This window comes from Streptomyces sp. NPDC041940, from assembly GCF_055589465.1.
Map to the genome: position 1 here is coordinate 174,805 of NZ_JBVJBP010000014.1, position 16,698 is coordinate 191,502.

General features: G+C 71.6%; 17 protein-coding genes. 6 read left to right on the plus strand and 11 right to left on the minus strand.

Going from position 1 to position 16,698, the window contains the following annotated elements; translation table 11 throughout:
* Positions 1 to 64 precede the first annotated feature (64 nt).
* The 5 genes from ACZ6I3_RS24055 to ACZ6I3_RS24075 all read right to left on the minus strand — a co-directional run bounded on the left by ACZ6I3_RS24055 (position 65) and on the right by ACZ6I3_RS24075 (position 4,181).
* On the minus strand, positions 65 to 844 hold the full coding sequence (locus ACZ6I3_RS24055; protein ID WP_399019041.1) for a succinate dehydrogenase iron-sulfur subunit: 780 nt from the start codon (positions 842 to 844) through the stop codon (positions 65 to 67).
* Positions 844 to 2,598, minus strand: a complete 1,755-nt coding sequence (gene sdhA, locus ACZ6I3_RS24060) for a succinate dehydrogenase flavoprotein subunit (RefSeq protein ID WP_469417228.1) — start codon at positions 2,596 to 2,598, stop codon at positions 844 to 846. Before sdhA ends, ACZ6I3_RS24055 begins: the two co-directional genes overlap by 1 nt.
* A gap of 19 nt (positions 2,599 to 2,617) precedes the next feature.
* Positions 2,618 to 3,100, minus strand: a complete 483-nt coding sequence (locus tag ACZ6I3_RS24065) for a succinate dehydrogenase hydrophobic membrane anchor subunit (RefSeq protein ID WP_469417230.1) — start codon at positions 3,098 to 3,100, stop codon at positions 2,618 to 2,620.
* Between the two features lie 5 nt (positions 3,101 to 3,105).
* Positions 3,106 to 3,486: a succinate dehydrogenase, cytochrome b556 subunit gene (sdhC, locus tag ACZ6I3_RS24070; protein WP_184591193.1), complete on the minus strand. Its 381-nt coding sequence runs from the start codon at positions 3,484 to 3,486 to the stop codon at positions 3,106 to 3,108.
* 197 nt (positions 3,487 to 3,683) lie between these two features.
* Complete coding sequence (locus ACZ6I3_RS24075; RefSeq protein ID WP_469417231.1) at positions 3,684 to 4,181, minus strand: 2-oxo-4-hydroxy-4-carboxy-5-ureidoimidazoline decarboxylase; 498 nt, start codon at positions 4,179 to 4,181, stop codon at positions 3,684 to 3,686.
* A gap of 308 nt (positions 4,182 to 4,489) precedes the next feature.
* Between ACZ6I3_RS24075 and ACZ6I3_RS24080 the strand changes: the two genes are divergently transcribed.
* From ACZ6I3_RS24080 to ACZ6I3_RS24095, 4 genes are all read left to right on the plus strand, one after another.
* Positions 4,490 to 6,067 carry a beta-N-acetylhexosaminidase gene (locus tag ACZ6I3_RS24080; RefSeq protein ID WP_469417307.1) on the plus strand — a complete coding sequence of 526 codons (1,578 nt, stop codon included), beginning with the start codon at positions 4,490 to 4,492 and terminating at the stop codon, positions 6,065 to 6,067.
* A gap of 96 nt (positions 6,068 to 6,163) precedes the next feature.
* Positions 6,164 to 6,670, plus strand: coding sequence for a hypothetical protein (locus ACZ6I3_RS24085; protein WP_469417232.1), 507 nt, complete (start codon positions 6,164 to 6,166; stop codon positions 6,668 to 6,670).
* Positions 6,671 to 6,778: 108 nt separating this feature from the next.
* Positions 6,779 to 7,333 carry a hypothetical protein gene (locus ACZ6I3_RS24090; RefSeq protein WP_469417234.1) on the plus strand — a complete coding sequence of 185 codons (555 nt, stop codon included), beginning with the start codon at positions 6,779 to 6,781 and terminating at the stop codon, positions 7,331 to 7,333.
* Between the two features lie 121 nt (positions 7,334 to 7,454).
* Complete coding sequence (locus ACZ6I3_RS24095) at positions 7,455 to 7,850, plus strand: hypothetical protein (RefSeq protein WP_469417236.1); 396 nt, start codon at positions 7,455 to 7,457, stop codon at positions 7,848 to 7,850.
* Between the two features lie 2 nt (positions 7,851 to 7,852).
* On the opposite strand, the gene ACZ6I3_RS24100 is transcribed toward ACZ6I3_RS24095, so the two are convergent.
* Positions 7,853 to 9,061, minus strand: a complete 1,209-nt coding sequence (locus tag ACZ6I3_RS24100) for a peptidoglycan recognition protein family protein (RefSeq protein ID WP_469417237.1) — start codon at positions 9,059 to 9,061, stop codon at positions 7,853 to 7,855.
* A gap of 231 nt (positions 9,062 to 9,292) precedes the next feature.
* Between ACZ6I3_RS24100 and ACZ6I3_RS24105 the strand changes: the two genes are divergently transcribed.
* Both ACZ6I3_RS24105 and ACZ6I3_RS24110 read left to right on the plus strand, forming a co-directional pair.
* Positions 9,293 to 9,910 (plus strand): RNA polymerase sigma factor, encoded by a 618-nt coding sequence (locus ACZ6I3_RS24105; RefSeq protein WP_469417238.1) that lies wholly within the window; start codon positions 9,293 to 9,295, stop codon positions 9,908 to 9,910.
* Between the two features lie 188 nt (positions 9,911 to 10,098).
* A complete protein-coding gene (locus ACZ6I3_RS24110; RefSeq protein WP_469417239.1) occupies positions 10,099 to 10,605 on the plus strand; it encodes a hypothetical protein in 507 nt (168 codons plus the stop codon).
* A gap of 30 nt (positions 10,606 to 10,635) precedes the next feature.
* Here the strand turns inward: ACZ6I3_RS24110 and ACZ6I3_RS24115 are convergent, their stop codons facing one another.
* The 5 genes from ACZ6I3_RS24115 to ACZ6I3_RS24135 form a co-directional block, all read right to left on the minus strand.
* A complete protein-coding gene (locus tag ACZ6I3_RS24115; protein WP_469417241.1) occupies positions 10,636 to 11,610 on the minus strand; it encodes a ScbA/BarX family gamma-butyrolactone biosynthesis protein in 975 nt (324 codons plus the stop codon).
* Positions 11,611 to 12,299: 689 nt separating this feature from the next.
* Positions 12,300 to 12,776 (minus strand): flavin reductase family protein, encoded by a 477-nt coding sequence (locus ACZ6I3_RS24120; protein ID WP_469417243.1) that lies wholly within the window; start codon positions 12,774 to 12,776, stop codon positions 12,300 to 12,302.
* Between the two features lie 123 nt (positions 12,777 to 12,899).
* Entirely contained in the window at positions 12,900 to 14,009 is a 1,110-nt protein-coding gene (locus ACZ6I3_RS24125; RefSeq protein WP_215119158.1) for an LLM class flavin-dependent oxidoreductase, read from the minus strand.
* Between the two features lie 70 nt (positions 14,010 to 14,079).
* Positions 14,080 to 15,345: an ATP-grasp domain-containing protein gene (locus ACZ6I3_RS24130; RefSeq protein ID WP_469417244.1), complete on the minus strand. Its 1,266-nt coding sequence runs from the start codon at positions 15,343 to 15,345 to the stop codon at positions 14,080 to 14,082.
* The gene (locus ACZ6I3_RS24135) at positions 15,342 to 16,679 is read right to left on the minus strand and encodes an aminotransferase-like domain-containing protein (protein ID WP_469417245.1); all 1,338 of its coding nucleotides are present in this window, start codon (positions 16,677 to 16,679) and stop codon (positions 15,342 to 15,344) included. The genes ACZ6I3_RS24130 and ACZ6I3_RS24135 overlap by 4 nt, the downstream gene beginning before the upstream one ends.
* Positions 16,680 to 16,698: the final 19 nt, after the last annotated feature.

A 16,698-nucleotide genomic window follows, 5' to 3' on the forward strand; every position in this document is an offset into this window, starting at 1 on the left:
GGCATATGCCCGAGGGCCCCGTTCCCAGCGGAAACGGGGCCCTCGAAAGCTGCGGAGGAAGACCTCAGAAGCGGCGCGTGATCAGCGCCCGCTTCACCTCCGCGATCGCCTTCGTGACCTCGATGCCGCGCGGGCACGCGTCCGTGCAGTTGAAGGTCGTGCGGCAGCGCCAGACGCCGTCGCGGTCGTTGAGGACCTCCAGGCGCTGCTCTCCGGCCTCGTCGCGCGAGTCGAAGATGAAGCGGTGCGCGTTGACGATGGCCGCCGGGCCGAAGTACTGGCCGTCGTTCCAGAAGACCGGGCACGACGAGGTGCAGGCCGCGCAGAGGATGCACTTCGTGGTGTCGTCGAAGCGCTCGCGGTCCTCGGCCGACTGGAGGCGCTCACGCGTCGGCTCGTTCGTGTCCTTCGTGATGAGGAAGGGCATGACGTCGCGGTACGCCTGGAAGAACGGCTCCATGTCGACCACGAGGTCCTTCAGGACCGTGAGGCCCTTGATGGGCTCGACCGTGATCGGCTTCTCGGGGTTGATGTCCTTGATCAGCGTCTTGCACGCGAGGCGGTTCTTGCCGTTGATCCGCATGGCGTCGGAGCCGCAGATGCCGTGCGCGCAGGAGCGGCGGAAGGTCAGCGTGCCGTCGACGTCCCACTTGATCTTGTGGAGGCCGTCGAGGACGCGCTCCTTGGGGTCGATCTCCAGCTGGAAGTCTTCCCAGGACGCCTCGGCCGAGACCTCCGGGTTGAAGCGGCGGACCCGGAAGGTGACGGTGATGTAGGGGGAGTCGGCGAAGCCGGGCTCGGGCTGGCCGGCCGCTTCCGCCTTGTCCACAACAGGGGTAGCCATCAGTACTTACGCTCCATCGGCTGGTAGCGGGTCTGGACGACCGGCTTGTAGTCGAGACGGACGGTTTCGGAACCGTCGGCGCCGACCTCGCGGTACGCCATGGTGTGCCGCATGAAGTTGACGTCGTCGCGGTTCGGGTAGTCCTCGCGGTAGTGACCGCCGCGGGACTCCTTGCGGGCGAGCGCGGAGACCGCCATGACCTCGGCGAGGTCGAGCAGGTTGCCCAGCTCGATGGCCTCCAGCAGGTCCGTGTTGAACCGCTTGCCCTTGTCCTGGATCGACACGTTCTTGAACCGCTCGCGCAGCTCCGCGATCTTCTCGACCGCGGTCTTGATCGTCTGCTCGGTGCGGAACACCATGACGTTGGCGTCCATGGTGTCCTGCAGTTCGCGGCGGATCGCCGTCACGCGCTCGGTGCCGGTGGAGTCGCGCAGGCGCTCCACCTGCTCGACCACGAGCTCCGCCGGGTTCTCCGGCAGCTCGACGAACTCCGCCGTCTGCGCGTACTCCGCGGCGGCGATGCCCGCGCGCTTGCCGAACACGTTGATGTCCAGCAGCGAGTTGGTGCCGAGGCGGTTGGCGCCGTGGACCGAGACGCAGGCGACCTCGCCCGCGGCGTACAGACCGGGAACGACGGTGGTGTTGTCCGCCAGGACCTCACCCTCGACGTTCGTCGGGATGCCGCCCATGACGTAGTGCGCCGTGGGCTGGATCGGGATCGGGTCCGTGTACGGCTCGATGCCGAGGTAGGTGCGGGCGAACTCCGTGATGTCCGGGAGCTTCGCGTCCAGCTGCTCCGGCGGGAGGTGCGTCAGGTCCAGGAAGACGTGGTCGCCCTCGGGGCCGCAGCCGCGGCCCTCGCGGATCTCCGTGTAGATGGAGCGGGAGACGACGTCACGGGACGCGAGGTCCTTCATGACCGGCGCGTACTTCTCCATGAAGCGCTCGCCGTCCTTGTTGCGGAGGATGCCGCCCTCACCACGGGCGCCCTCCGTCAGCAGGATGCCCATGCGCCAGATGCCGGTCGGGTGGAACTGGAAGAACTCCATGTCCTCCAGCGGCAGACCCCGGCGGTAGACCGCGGCCTGGCCGTCGCCCGTCAGCGTGTGCGCGTTGGACGTCACCTTGAAGAACTTGCCGCAGCCGCCGGACGCGTAGACCACGGACTTCGCCTGGAAGACGTGGATCTCGCCGGTGGCGAGCTCGTACGCCACCACACCGGCCGACTTCCGGACGCCGTCGACCTCGGTGATCAGCTGGTCCAGGACGTAGAACTCGTTGTAGAACTCCACGCCCTCCTTGACGCAGTTCTGGTACAGCGTCTGGAGGATCATGTGGCCGGTGCGGTCGGCCGCGTAGCAGGAGCGGCGGACCGGGGCCTCGCCGTGGTTACGGCTGTGGCCGCCGAAGCGGCGCTGGTCGATGGTGCCGTTCGGCGTGCGGTTGAACGGCAGGCCCATCTTCTCCAGGTCGAGGACGGAGTCGATGGCCTCCTTCGCCAGGATCTCGGCGGCGTCCTGGTCGACCAGGTAGTCACCGCCCTTGACCGTGTCGAAGGTGTGCCACTCCCAGTTGTCCTCCTCCACGTTGGCCAGCGCGGCGGCCATGCCGCCCTGCGCGGCGCCCGTGTGGGAGCGGGTGGGGTACAGCTTGGTCAGGACCGCGGTGCGGCTGCGCTTCGTCGACTCGATGGCGGCGCGCATGCCCGCGCCACCGGCGCCGACGATGACGGTGTCGTACTTGTGGATCTTCATGATTCTCGCAGCCCCGTGCCTAGCGGATGTTCGGGTCGAAGGTGAAGATCACCAGCGTGCCCAGCAGGATGGTGAACACCGTGGCGGTGTAGAGCAGGCCCTTGAGCCACAGCCGGGTGTTCGCGCGCTCCGCGTAGTCGTTGATGACCGTGCGCAGGCCGTTGGCGCCGTGCAGCATCGCGAGCCACAGCATCAGCAGGTCCCAGACCTGCCAGAAGGGGCTCGCCCAGCGGCCCGCCACGAAGGCGAAGCCGATCTTCGACACGCCGCCGTCCAGCACGAGCTGGATCAGCAGGTGGCCGAGGACCAGCACGACCAGCACCACGCCGGACAGGCGCATGAACAGCCAGGCGGCCATCTCGAAGTTGCCCCGGGTCGACTTCGGGGACTTCTTGGTGCGCTTGCGCGGGGCCTCGATGAAGGGGGCCGGGTTGTCGACGGTGTAGACGGCGTCGCCCTCGACGGGGCCGACGCCGGCGGCGGTCTTCTCAGACGTGGACATTGGCGTCAGCTCCCGAACAGTTCACGAGCGGCGTGGCCGAGGACGGGGTAGATGGCCCCGAGCATCAGCACGGCCCACAGGGCGACGACGGTCCAGAGCATCTGCTTCTGGTAGCGGGCGCCCTTGGTCCAGAAGTCGACGGCGATGACGCGCAGGCCGTTGAGCGCGTGGAAGAGGATGGCGGCGACGAGGCCGTACTCCAGCAGCGCGACGATCGGCGTCTTGTACGTGGCCACGACGGTGTCGTAGGCCTCAGGGGACACGCGGACGAGAGCGGTGTCCAGCACGTGAACGAACAGGAAGAAGAAGATGAGGACGCCGGTGACTCGATGAGCCACCCAGGACCACATTCCTTCCCGGCCGCGGTACAGCGTTCCAGCCGGCACGGAAGTTTCCTCCGGGAGCGGGGATTGGGGCCGCGCCGGCTTGGTGTGTCGGTCGGGCCCGGCCGGGTACGGTCCACCGGCCCCCAGCATCGTAGCGATGTGCTGCCGCTGGGCTGCGCCGGGGTCCCTGGGTGTGATCAAACTGGCATGCAAAGAGGTACAGGTGGGCTAGTGCGGCCAGGGGGTGGGGTGTCCTGTCATCGGCCGGGTGCGGGTTCGCTGTGGTTGATCGCGCAGTTCCCCGCGCCCCTGAGGAGGGTGTCGATCAGCCGTTCTCTCGCCAGGCGCCGTAGCTCATCGGCCACCACCGCTCGCTCTTCCTCGGGATCGTTGGTCAATCGTGATCGGACGGCTTCCAGGAGACGATCGAGGGTCCCTCCCGGGGACACCCCGTCCAGGCAGATGACGAACACATGGCCGAAGCGGGCCTCGTAGGCGGCGTAGGCGGCGCTGAGGGCCGTGTGGGCCGCGGCGTAAGTGTCCGGCGGGAGCGCGGGCAGGGGCTCGGCCGCCAGGGCTTCCGTGAGATCGCCCCATGCCAGGTCGTACGCCGCCTCGTCGGCGGCGGCGAGCAGGGAGGCCAGGTCCGGATAGGGGCGGTGTTCCGCGACACGCCGGGACCAGCGGTGGCTGCGCAAGCAGGTGAGGAGCGTCTGCTCCAGCTCCTGCGCGGAGGCTGCGTTGACGTGCTCCACCGGTATGGCGGCTCGGCCGGGGAGGTCTGGGAGATGGTGCGCGGGCAGCGTGGATCCTCGTGGGCGTCACGTGTGTCGGCAGGGCAAGGTGTGAGAGATGTGACGTCACGCTATCGAGTGCGACCGAGACGTGTCCGACGGATGCCCGAATTTCACCCGGGGGAGAGAGTTTCGGAACGTGTGGTGGACGCGCGCCGGGCGGCCATGGGTTTTAGGTTGGCCGTGTGAGTCAGCACAGGCGCCGGGAAACGGCGAAGCAGGTGAAACAGCGGCCAGTGCTGGTCGTGGCCATGGCCGTCGCACTGGTCATGGTCGCGGCCGGGGTGAGTCTCGGGCTCTGGGCGGCCTCGGACGGTGACGGCGGGTCCACGGGGACGGAGGCCAGACCCTCCCAGGGCCGGACCGCTGCCGCCCCGCAGGGCACCTCGCCGGAGAGCAGCCCGAGTCCCAGCCGCTCGTACGCCCTGTCCAAGGCGCCGCGGACGATCCCCGCCGTGCGCGACCACGAGCCGGCGCGCGGCCCGGGCTGGCAGCCCGGGAGCGGCGACCGCGTGGTCGTGGACGACGCCTCGCTGGCCGACGAGGGACGGCTGGTCGCCGGTGAGCTGGGGCTGACCTACGCGGGCGAGAAGGACGACCGGCGCGCCGGGGACCTGCGGCTGGCGCTGGGCGGCGACAAGAAGGCGAACCCGGAGTCGTACGTCATGACCGTGCGCGACGGGCGCGCGGAGATCACCGGGCCCACCGACGCGGGCGTCTTCTACGGCACTCGCACGCTCAAGCAGGAGACCCACGACGGCGGCACGGCGCCCGAGGGCGTGGTGCGGGACGAGCCGGCCAAGCCGCAGCGCGGCTTCATGCTGGACATCGCGCGCAAGAACTTCACGGCCGGCTGGATCGAGGACCGGGTCCGGGAGCTGGGCGATCTGAAGTTCAACCAGCTCGGCCTGCACTTCTCCGACGACCAGGGGTTCCGGATCCAGTCCGACACGCAGCCGGAGATCGTGTCCCAGCCGCACCTGACCAAGGCGCAGGTGCGGAAGATCATCGACCTCGCGGAGAGCCGGCACATCACCGTCGTGCCCGAGATCGACTCGCCCGGGCACCTGGGCGCGGTCCTGCGCGCCCACCCGGACCTCCAGCTGCGCACCGCGCAGGGGTCGGCGGTGCAGGGCGCCATCGACATCTCCAAGCCCGAGAGCGCCGAGATCGTCGACGAGCTGCTGAACGAGTACGCGGAGCTCTTCCCCGGCAAGCCCTGGCACCTCGGGGCCGACGAGTACCAGGCGCTGGTCCGCTCCGACCCGGAGGCGGCGTTCCCGCAGCTGGCCGCCGCGGCGCAGAAGAAGTACGGCTCCGGCGCCACGGTCGCCGACCTCACCACGGGCTGGCTCAACGACCGGGCCGCCACCGTCCGCGAGCACGACCGCACCCCGCGCGCGTGGAACGACGGCTTCTTCCGCGGCACGTCCGTCGAGCCCGACAAGGACATCCAGGTCGCCTACTGGACCGGCAAGGAGATCGGCGCCCGGGAGCCCCTGGAGTACCTGGAGGCGGGCCGGAAGGTGATCAACTACAACGACGAGTACCTGTACTACGTGCTCGGCGAGCCGCAGACCTTCGTCTATCCGACGGGGCAGCGGATCTACGAGCAGTGGACGCCACGGGTGCTGCGCGGCAGCACGGCGGTGCCGGAGCGCTACGACGGGCAGATCCTCGGCGGGAACTTCGCCGTCTGGTGCGACCTGGCCGACTCGCAGACGCAGGACCAGGTGGCGGCCGGGATCCGGATGCCGCTGCGGGCGACGGTCCAGAAGCTGTGGGACCCGGACCGGCCCGAGCTGTCCTGGGCGGAGTTCCGGGCGCTGGCGGACAGGCTCGGCTGACTCCCCACGAATTGGCCCATACGGCTGCGAACTCCCGTACGACTGTGGTGGTCTTCTGACGGGAGTCGGATCGAATATGCCGGGGGGAACCGGAACATGGGCTACTGGGGTTACTTCGTCGTGGGCAGAGCGGAGCAGCCACTGGCGGAGCTGGCCGCGCTGCCGGGGGCCGAGGGCGGTATGACACCGCACAGCTCGGCGTCCGGCGGCTGGCAGCTGTGGGAGTACCCGAGCGGCGAGGGCGACATCGGGAACATGAACGACCTCGCCCGGGAGACCGGGGCGCCCGCGCTCTTCGGGTACGTCATGAACAGCGAGTGCGTGGTGCTGGAGGCCGCGGCGCCTCAGAGCGGGGCGTGGACGACCTGTCTCGCGCGGACCGCGATGGCCGGCTACTTGGGAGCGGACCGGGAGGGCCTCACGCTGGAGGACTACTTCCTCGAACCCGGCGACGCCGCCGAGCGCGCGGTGCGCTGGGCCGCCGAGGCCGGACACGAGGTGAACGCCGACGCCCTGGTGGACGTACTGACTTCAGACCCTGATCCTCTGGCCGAAAACCTCTTTTTCCGTTTCCTCGACAGACTCGGCGTGGTGCCCCTGTGACACTCCGGGGCTGTTGCGCGCAGTAAGGGGAAGTGCGGGTTCCGTGAGGGGCGAGGGCTGGTAGCGGCCTGGTTGGGCCCTGGAGATGGCCCGCGGAGGGAGGCGTGGATGAGCCTGGTGGAGTTGATCGCACAGGCCGACGAGCGAGGGCTGGCCGCGAGCGGGCTGGCTTGTTTGGATCGGTGCGTGCCCCTGCTGGGCGGCGACGACGAGATCCTGCGGCCGCTGTGGGCGAGCCTCACCGACGACGCCGGTCCCGGCGACTGGGGTGACGGTCTTGAGCAGGCGCGCGGGAAGCTGGACGCCGCCGGCGACGGGGACGAGGCGGTCGCGCTCGCCCACCGGATGCTCGAGGCCGCCCCCGCGGAGCGGTCCGCCGCCGCGGTGCGGGTGTGGGCCGACGCCTGCTCAGTCGCCTCCCTCCAGATCCACCGCCTCCTCGACACCGCCCCGGACGAGGCCTCCTCGGTCGACACCCGTCGCCAGGGCCGTACGGAGGGCATGTCGCCGCTCGTCGCCGCCGAACTGCGCCGCCAGGTCGTCGTCCTGGAGGTCCTGGCCGGACACGGTCCGGCCGGGCTGCGGCGGGCGCTGGAGGTGTCGACGGAGGGACGCCGGGTGCTGCGCGCCGTGGTCTCCCGCCGGACCCGGCAGCGGGGCTAAACCTCGTTCCTGAAAGAGTCCTGTGATTGTCGTAGGACCGAGGTGGGGCGGTCCTGCACCACTTCCGGAAAGTCGCCGATTCCGCGTGACGAAACGCCGCCCCGCAGCGCATTGAAGAGGTGTGACGACTCAGCAGGAGACCAGGCCATCGGCGGCTGCGAAGCCGCTGCGGTGGGCGGCGGACACGGTGGCGACGATGCGCGAGGGAGCACGACTGCGCCTCGACTACTCGGCACAGAGTCTGTGGAGCATCGACCGCATGATCGACGGGATACGGCGGGAAGGAGCGCCGTACGCGGCCGTGGAGGAGGTGCTGCGCGGGTTCGGGGCCTATGCCGGTGAGGTGATGGCGCGGCAGACCGGGGCCGAGTGGTGGGCCACCGGCGGCGACCACTGGATACGCACCCCCGACGGGCGCCTCTGGGACCCGATCGACGAGGCCCGCCGCTGCTACGGCGGTCATGGATCGCTGCGGCTGCTGTGCCGGGACGCGGTGGGCACGGCGCCCCGGCCGTAGCGTCAGCGGGCGAGCATGCCCTCGATTCCCAGCTCGGCGAGTTCCTGCTCCCAGTCCGGCCCTGGTTCCGGCCGCGGTTGCGTCTGTGGTTCCGGAGTCGGTTGCGGCGCGACGAGCGTGCCGGCCTTCGAGGCGAGGGAGCGGATCTCGGGCAGGTCGTCGTAGAGGTTCTGTCCGGGGCACTCCGTCGGGGAGCCGTCGCGGTGCCCGGAGATGCGGTTCAGCGTGACCCTCTGGCCCGTCTGGTACTTGCCGTTGTCGGCACCGGAGGTCAGCACCACGGTCCCGGCCGGGTCGAGGCCGTACAGGCCGAGCTTCCAGGCCGCCACCTTGGCGACCGACGCGCGCACCGCGGCGTTGGTGGTCGCCGTGGAGTAGTCGCCGAGCACCGACACGCTGCTGGTGGCGGTGTTGAAACCGTAGGTGTGCGCGCCCAGGACGGGCTTGTCGATGCCGCCCGCACGGCCCTCGAAGACGGTTCCGCACTTGTCGACGAGGAAGTGGTAGCCGATGTCGTTCCAGCCGTTGCTCTGCACGTGGTAGAGGAACACACCGCGCACGACCGACGCCGACTGGGCGCAGGTGTAGTCGTTGGTGCCCGCCGTGTGGTGGACGAACATCGCCTGGGTGCCGGAGGTGTAGGTGGGCGGGTCCTTCACCAGGGACTCGTCGGCGCCCCAGGCGGAGCGCGACGTCACGGTGGGGCGGCCGGCCGGCGGCAGCGCTCCGGGGGCCGGTTCGACGACCGAGGTCTGCACGGCGTCCGACCCGCCGTCGGGGTCGACCAGTTCGACGCGCAGCCCCCGCGGCAGCCGCCCGCCGGAGACGCGCACCTGGACGCCGTCCGAGGGCCCGGTCCACAGCGGCTGGGTGCCGCCGCGCACCCCGGAGTGGTCGTGGTCGGGGCCGCTCTCGGGCGTGCGTACATCGGTGTCCAGCGCCCGCCACGCGCTCCACTCGCCGCTCTCGCGGGAGCGGGTGCGCACATACGCGGTGCCGTCCAGGGCGGCGTCCGGGTCCGCCCAGGTGACTCCGACCATGCTGAACGGCTCGGTGGTGCGCGGGGCGAGGGACCGCTTGTGCGGGTCACCGTCCGGCACCCGGACGGTGTACACGCCGTCCGAGGACGACGCCCGGGCGGGCTGGGCCAGACCGAGGGCACCGAGGGCCAGAGCGGTGGCGACGGCGGTGCGCAGGAGGGGAGATGGCATACGGCGCTCGCCTTTCGTGGGGCGGTTGCATCCCGTGCAGAGCTCCCCGGTACGTCACTTGGCCCAAACCTCCGCGGGCCGGCGCTCCCGAGGACGGCGGGTCGGGTTGACCCGAACGGTGGTCGGCCTCCGGGCGCCTGACGCGCTGTGACACTTCCGCCCGCACCGGCGCTGATCACCCTGAGGGCGTGGAACGGGAGGGCGCGCACTCGGTACGGACGGGGACGGTACGTGGGTCAGGGAGCGGCACCCCGGCGCATGCGGGCGTACGACGGGGAACTGGGCGCGGCCGTCGCGCGGGCCCAGCAGGGCGACGAGGCGGCCTTCGCGGTCGCCTACCGGCTCGTGCAGCCCGGCCTGCTCGGCTATCTGCGCGGCCTGGTCGGGGACGACGCGGAGGACGTGGCGTCCGACGCCTGGCTGGAGATCGCCCGGGACCTGGGGAGGTTCCAGGGCGACGGGGCCGGTTTCCGCGGCTGGACGGCGACCATCGCCCGGCACCGGGCGCTGGACCATCTGCGCCGGCAGCGGGTACGGCCCCGGCCGGCCGTGCTGGAACAGGACGTCCTGGACCTGCCCGGGCCGCACAGCACGCACGACCAGGCGCTGGAGGCCCTGTCCACCGAGCACGCCCTGGAGCTGGTCCGCGGGCTGCCCCGCGACCAGGCCGAGGCCGTGCTGCTGCGTGTCGTGGTCGGCCTCGACGGCCCGGCCGCCGCGCGCGTCCTGGGCAAGCGGCCGGGCGCGGTACGCACGGCCGCGTACCGGGGGCTGAGGCGCCTCGCCCGGCAGTTGGGCGCGGAGGGTGTGACGGATGAGGCTCCCCGGACGCTGGGGGAGTCGACGTGAACAACGCTCAGCTTCTCCGGCGGGGCCGGAGGGACAGCGCGGTCGCTCCGTCCTGAACAGGCCGGACGCGCGGGACGTACTGGTGGCCCGGCGGCCGTGCGGCCGTGCGGATCGAGCACGAACCGAGCACGAACCGAGCAGGAACCGAGCAGGAACCGAGCAGAATTCGAGCAGGAACGGAATCGGACATGGGTGAACGGCAGAGCGGCGGCGGGCTTCCCGGCCGTCGTTCCCGCCCCGCCCTTCCCGACGCCGAAGTCGAGGCGCTGATCGTCGCCTCCCTTGTCCGGGACGGTGTCGACGCCGAGGCCGAGCAGCGGGCCGTGGCCGCCTTCCGGGCGGCCCGGGACGCCGGGGCCCACCGCGGCCGTGCCCGCCGCCGGGACGACCGGGGGCCCGGGGGGCGATGCCACCCGGGGCCGTCCCTGCGGACGACGCTCTCCGTGCTGTTCGCCGGTCTGATGCTGGTCGGTGTCGCCATGGGGCTGCTCGGCGCGGCGGGCTTCCCGGCGGACGACGGCCCCGAACGCCCGGCCCCCGCCCCGGCCACCGAGGACGACTGCCGCGACTACCGGGAGGTCGGGGGAGACGGCCAGGGCGTGAACGAGACGGTCTGGCAGCGTCTCGTGGCCGCGGCGGGCGGTGAGCGGAACGTCACGGCGTACTGCACGGCACAACTGGCCGAGCCGCCGTAGAAGTGTCCTGAGGATCCTTCCGGTCCTCCTTCAGTCGCACAGGCTCGCCACCACGAGGCTGTCGAAGGCGAGTCGGCCGGACTGCCACGCGGTGACCCGGAGCGCGGCGTCCTCGCTCGCGTCCTGCGCGGGGAGCCGGGTCGCGGAGATGCGGCAGGGGAGGTCGAGGGTCAGGGGGGCGTGGAAGGCGCTGCGCAGTTCCACGGGGAGCACGCGGTACGGGGCGCAGGCCGCCTGTGCGGCCTGGCGGGCGGCCTCCAGGAGCACCATGCCGGGGATCTGGTGGGTGGGGTGGTCGAAGAGCACCGGGTGGCCGGGGTCGATCCGCAGGTCCCAGTTCAGGCCCCGGCGGGCGGCGGCGGAGCGGGGGACGCCGAGGACGACGTCGCGTTCGTCGAGGCGGCCCACGATCGCGGGCGGCACGGGGTCGGGCAGGGGCGGGTACCCGCCGCCCTCCCCTGCGGCGGGGTCCCGGGGGGCGGACGCGCGCAGGGTCAGCCGTCCCGCGCCGGCGAAGTCGTCGCCGCGCAGCAGGTCGGCCTCCAGGGTGAGCGCGGTCGGGGGGCCGTGGCGGTGTGTGGCGCCCCGGACGGCCGTGGCCGCGGCCTCCAGGCGCATCTCGGCGGGGCGGGTGCCGAGCAGGATGACACCCGGCACGACCTCGAACTCCAGTTCGGTGATGGTGAAGTGATGGTCCGCCGGGACGCCGTAGTACGTCTGGCCGACCAGGACGGAGGCCTGCCGTAGCGACTCCGCTGTGAGCAGGGGGTCGTACCAGGCACCCGCGATGGGGGCGTAGAAGTGATGCCCGCGCGGCCACTGCGCGCCCAGCCGGAACGTGTCGGGGCCCAGCCGCCTCCAGTCGGTGATCAGTACCTCGGCCACGGCGCTGCGGTCGACGAGGTGACGCGGGGCGGTCCGGACGAAGCGGAGGTCGGCCTCCGGCCCGGCATCCGGCGGCAGGGGGAGGGTGAGCGCCTCGGGTATCGGATCGGTGTGGGACACGCGGTTGCCTTTCTCATGGGCGTCGACGCGACGAACGCGTCCCGGGGCGGGTCCGGGGCGGGGCCAGTTCGGGGGCAGGGGGAGCACGGAGCCGGGCCCAGGGCCGGGGCGGGCGGATCTCGGAGTCGGGTCCCGGGGCGGAGTGGGTCGGGTCCCCGGCTGGGCGAACCGTCCAGCCGGGCTGTGCCCCGCGCCGGGCCGAGGACGCCGGTGGCCTCGGATCGGCGGGTGGCGGGCGGGGAGGGTAGGTGCGGGTGCGGGTGGGTGCTGATGTGGGTGCCGGTGTGGCGGGTGGTGAGCGACGGCTCCGGTCGGCCCACCCTTCCGGGTCCGGCAACCTCGGCCACCCCGGTGCGGGGTGCCGCGTCGTGCCTGGCGGCCCGGCCCTTACAGCGCCCGGTCCCGGTGCGGGAACGGGACCGTAGCCACGATGAAGGCCGTGCCTGCGACTGGGACTCGGTGCCTGAGCTGGATCAGTGCTGGAACAGGGCCCGTAGCCATGGCCGAGGCCCTGCCCGCGGCGGGATCCGGTGTCTGTGCGGAACCCGGTGCCCGCGCTGGACCCGGTGTCCCCGGCTGGGACTGCGTGCCCCCGGCTGGACCCGGTCCCCCCCCCGGCCGGGACCCCGTGCCCCACCCGTTCCGCCGCCGGAGGCAGTGGCGTCGGGCCGTGTCCGGAGGGTGGCGGGTCAGGCCGCTGCCAGGGCCGTGAAGCGGCCGGCGTGGAAGACCAGGGGGCCCGCCTGGGCCGTCAGGGCGCCTTCCAGGGCCTCGGCGATGACCAGTTCGTGGTCGCCCGCCGGATGGACCGTGGTGATACGGCAGTCCAGCCAGCCGAGACCGTCGGCGGGGATGGGATGCCCGGCACGGGTCGTGGACCAGGCGCCTGTGGCGAAGCGGTCGGCGCCCTTGGTGCTGAACAGGCGGCACAGCTCCGCGTGCCGGTCGCCGAGGATCGTGACCGCGAAGGAGCCGGCCTCGCGGATCGCCGGCCAGGTCGAGGAGGTGTCCGCGGCACACAGGGCGACCAGCGGCGGGTCGAGGGAGACGGAGGTGAAGGAGTTGACCGCCATGCCCTTGGGGCCTTCGGCCGTGTCGGCGGTGACCAGTACCACTCCCGTGGTGAACCGGCCGAGTATGTCGCGGAACGAGCGTTGCTCCAGCATGAGTTCTTTCCGATCGGGTGGGACGCACGGCCGGGCCGACGCAGCGGCCCGGCCTCGCGTGACATGACGTGGCATACGGCGGGCTCGGCGAGGACGCTTCCTCGCACCAGGTGCTACAGCGCGCTACTTCTTCCGGCTGGCGATCGCGAAGTCCACCGCCTCCTGCGGCCGGGCCGCCGAGCCGTTGATGCGGGGGGCGACATGACGGGCCAGCAGCTCCATGCTGCGGTTGGTCTTCTCCCAGGACGTCCAGTCGGCGACGTAGACGAGCAGCGTGCCGAAGCCGCCGGTGATCTCGTGCAGCCGCTCGATGCCGGCGACCACGTCGTCCACCGAGCCGACGAGCGCGCCGCCCGCCTCGACCCGGGCCTCCAGCGCCTTCTCGCGCGGCACGTCGGGGCTGAGGACCTCACGGCCGGCCGCCTTGCCGAAGTACTCGAACAGCCAGCGGTCGTAGCCCTCGCGGACGTCCGCGAACGCCTCCTCGCGGGTCTCGGCCACGTGCACCGGCAGCGCGATACGCCACTTGTCGCGGTCCAGGGTCTGCCCGTGCTCGGCGGCGGCCTCCTCCGCGTACTTCCACTGGTGGGCCAGGTTGATGTGCGCGGGGGCGCCCGGCGTGAGGAGGGCGAAGGGCAGCGCGAACGAGGTCATGCTCAGCCCGTACTGGCCGATCAGGCGCGGGCTGGACTGCGAGGTGCCGGAGGTCGCCACCGCGACCTCGATGCCCTGCGGGCTGAAGCGCGGCAGCTGGAGCTTGGCGTCGCGCAGGTCGAACCAGTCCGTCTGCTGGGTGATCCGCTCGTCGCCGTTGACCAGCTCCAGGACCGTCGGCAGGGCCTCCTCCAGGCGGCGGCGCTGCACCGGCTGCTCCAGGCCGAACATCTTCGCGTCGAAGGGCACGCCCGGGCCGACGCCCAGGATGTACCGGCCGCGGGTGAGGTGGTCGAGGTGGACCGCCCGGCTCGCCACGTGGAAGGGGTGGTGGCCGGAGAGCGGTACGACGCCGTGGGCCAGCTTGATCTGGGTGGTGCGCTGGGAGGCGGCGGCTATCAGCGTCTCGGGCGCACCGACCAGGCCCCAGCCCAGCGTGTGGTGCTCGCCGAACCACGCCTCGTCGAAGTTGAGGTCGTCGACGTACTCGACGAGGTCCAGGTTGCGGCGGATCGCGAGGTGCGGGTCCTGGCCGGTCTCGTGGACGGGGGACAGGAAGAGACCGATACGGCTGTGCATGACAGACCTCCGGGAAGCAAGTCGTGGAAGAGGGAAGAGAACAAAGACAGGAGCGGGGAGCGAGCGGGGGTCAGGCGACCCGGTACACGGCGTCCTTGAGCGCGCGGACCTTCTCGTAGCCGGCCGTCAGGGCCGTCTCGTCCGGCGCCGTGAGGAACACCCGCATCGAGCTGGTCAGCAGGTCGACCGTGGGCCTGATCCGGGCGCCGGGCGCGTACTTGACCGCCGCGAGGAAGACGCTCTCCAGGCCGCGGATCTCCGCCACGGCCGCCTCGTCGACGCTGTCGACGACACCGTCGAGTTCGGTGGGGGCGTTGTAGACGACGGCGGGCTGAAGCCTCGTGTACGTCCGGCCGGCGTACTCGGCGCGGAACTCGTCGGGCCGGGTGTACGCCCGCGCGGTGAGCGCCGCCTGGTTGTGGCCGAGGCACACGTCGTGGAAGGGGGCGTTGATGTTGCCGTTGAGGCGGGTGCCGATCTCGACCAGGACGGGGCCCTCGTCGGTGACGATGACCTCGGCGTGGGCCGGCCCCCAGGCGACCCCGAGGGCGGCGAGGACCTCGTCGACGTACGCGGTGAGCTCGGCGACCACCGGGTTCTCGTACGGGTCGGCGAGGAGGTCGCGGTTGTAGATGTTCTTGCCGGACGGCAGCAGCGTCTTCTCGTACTCCCAGACCCCGCAGACGTACCGCTCGCCGCCGCAGCTGACGGTGTCGACGATGTACTCGGTGCCCTTGAGATAGGACTGCACGAGGATCTCGGTGTTGGCGAGGCCGAACATGTTCGGGGCGTCGAGGACGGTCCGGGCGGCCGCGCGGACCGCGTCGGGGCCGTCGCAGACGAAGACGCCGTCGGAGGCCGCCGAGCTCAGCGGTTTGACGACCACCGGGTAACTGCCGTGCTCCTCGGCCCAGTCGACCGCCGCGTCCGGGTCGTCGGTCTTGAGCTGCCGCGCGCAGCGCACCCCGGCGCGGCGCAGCGTCTCGATCATCTCGTACTTGTCGCGGCGGGCCGGTGACAGCGCCGAGCCGTTGGAGGGGACGCCGACCGCCTCGCTCAGCCGGTCGGCGAGCGGCACGGACGACTCCTGGCCGGCGATCACGCACACGGGGCCGAGGGCGCGCAGCCACTCGACGAGGGCGCTCTCGTCGCCGTGTCCGGCGATGTTCTCCCGGTAGGCGGTGAGGTCCGGCGGTGCCATCGCCGGGATCAGCTCCGGGGTGGACTGGACGTGGACGACGTCCGTGCCGTACGCGGCGAAGGCGGCGGGGTAGAAGTTGCCGGCGGAGTAGCCGTCGACGATCACCGCCACGGGGCGCGTGGGGCTGTTGCTCATGAGGTGGCCTCCGGTTCGGACGTGGACTCGGCCTCGATGAAGCGGGCCAGGCGGGCGATGCCCTCGCGGATCGCGGCGGGCGTGAGGTTGCTGAAGCCGAGGCGCAGGGCGCGTTCGCCGCTGCCGTCGAGGTGGAACATGCTCATCGGCGCCCAGCTGACCGCGTAGTCGCGGGCCGACCGTTCCATGGCGACGAGGTCGGCCTCGAAGGGCACCTCGACGACCAGGAAGAAGCCGCCGCGCGGCCGGTTCCAGCGCACGCCGTGCTCGGCGTACCGCTCGGGTGGGAAGTGCTCGGCGAGGGCGTCGAGGGTGGCGGCGAGCCGCTCCTGGTAGACGGCGGCCAGGTCGCGGGTGGCGGAGCGCAGGTCGTAGCCGGCGTCGACGAGGATGCCGCCGATCGCGGCCTGGGAGAGCGAGGACGAGCCGACCGTGAACATCGCCTTGGCCTTGGAGAGTTCCTGGGCGAGGGTGCGCCGGGTGCCGTCCTCGCCGACGACCTCCCGGTCACCGACCAGATAGCCGAGGCGGGCGCCCGGGAACGCGGACTTGGCGAAGGAGCCGAGGTAGACGACGTCACCGCGGGTGTCCAGCGCCTTCAGCGTCGGCAGCCGCTCCTCGTCGTCCGCGAAGAGCCCGTACGGGTTGTCCTCCAGGATGGTGAACCCCTCCTCGGCGGCCAGCGCTAGCAGCCGCCGCCGGGCCTCCAGGGGTACGACCGTGCCGGACGGGTTGGAGAAGTCGGGGACCAGGTAGAGCGCGGCGGGCCGCTTGCCCTCGGCGCGCACGGCACGCACGGCGGCGGCCACGGCCTCCGGTTCGAGGCCGTTGGGCCCCTCGGTGATGCCCTTGACCGGAATGTCCAGCATGCGGGCGGCGCCGCGAATACCGACGTACGCCGGGGACACGGACAGCAGTACGTCGTCGGGCGAGCGGAACAGCCCCCGCAGGGCGACGAGTGCCGCCTCCTGGAAGCCGTGCGTGATCATGATGGCATCGGGCGCGACATCGATGTCCTCGTCCTTGGCGAGCATCCGGGCGACCTCTTCCCGGATGAACCCGTTGACGGGTCCGTACTGGAAGTGCAGCCGGGTGACGCGCTGCTCGGGCACCCCCTGCTCCCGCAGGTGCGCGATGTACCGGTCGACGTAGTACGAGAGCTTCGTGAGGTCGTGCGTACCGTCGTGGGGCGCACCCGACGAGAACGACAGCGCCTCGGGGAACCTCATCGCCGTCTCGCTGAGCAGCCGCATCGAGTCCATGCCCGGATCGACGATCCCGGCGTGCAGGGCTTCCCGGCGCAGAGGGGTGGGGGTTTGCTGAACTGGCGTCACGAGCACGTCAGTCGGTCCT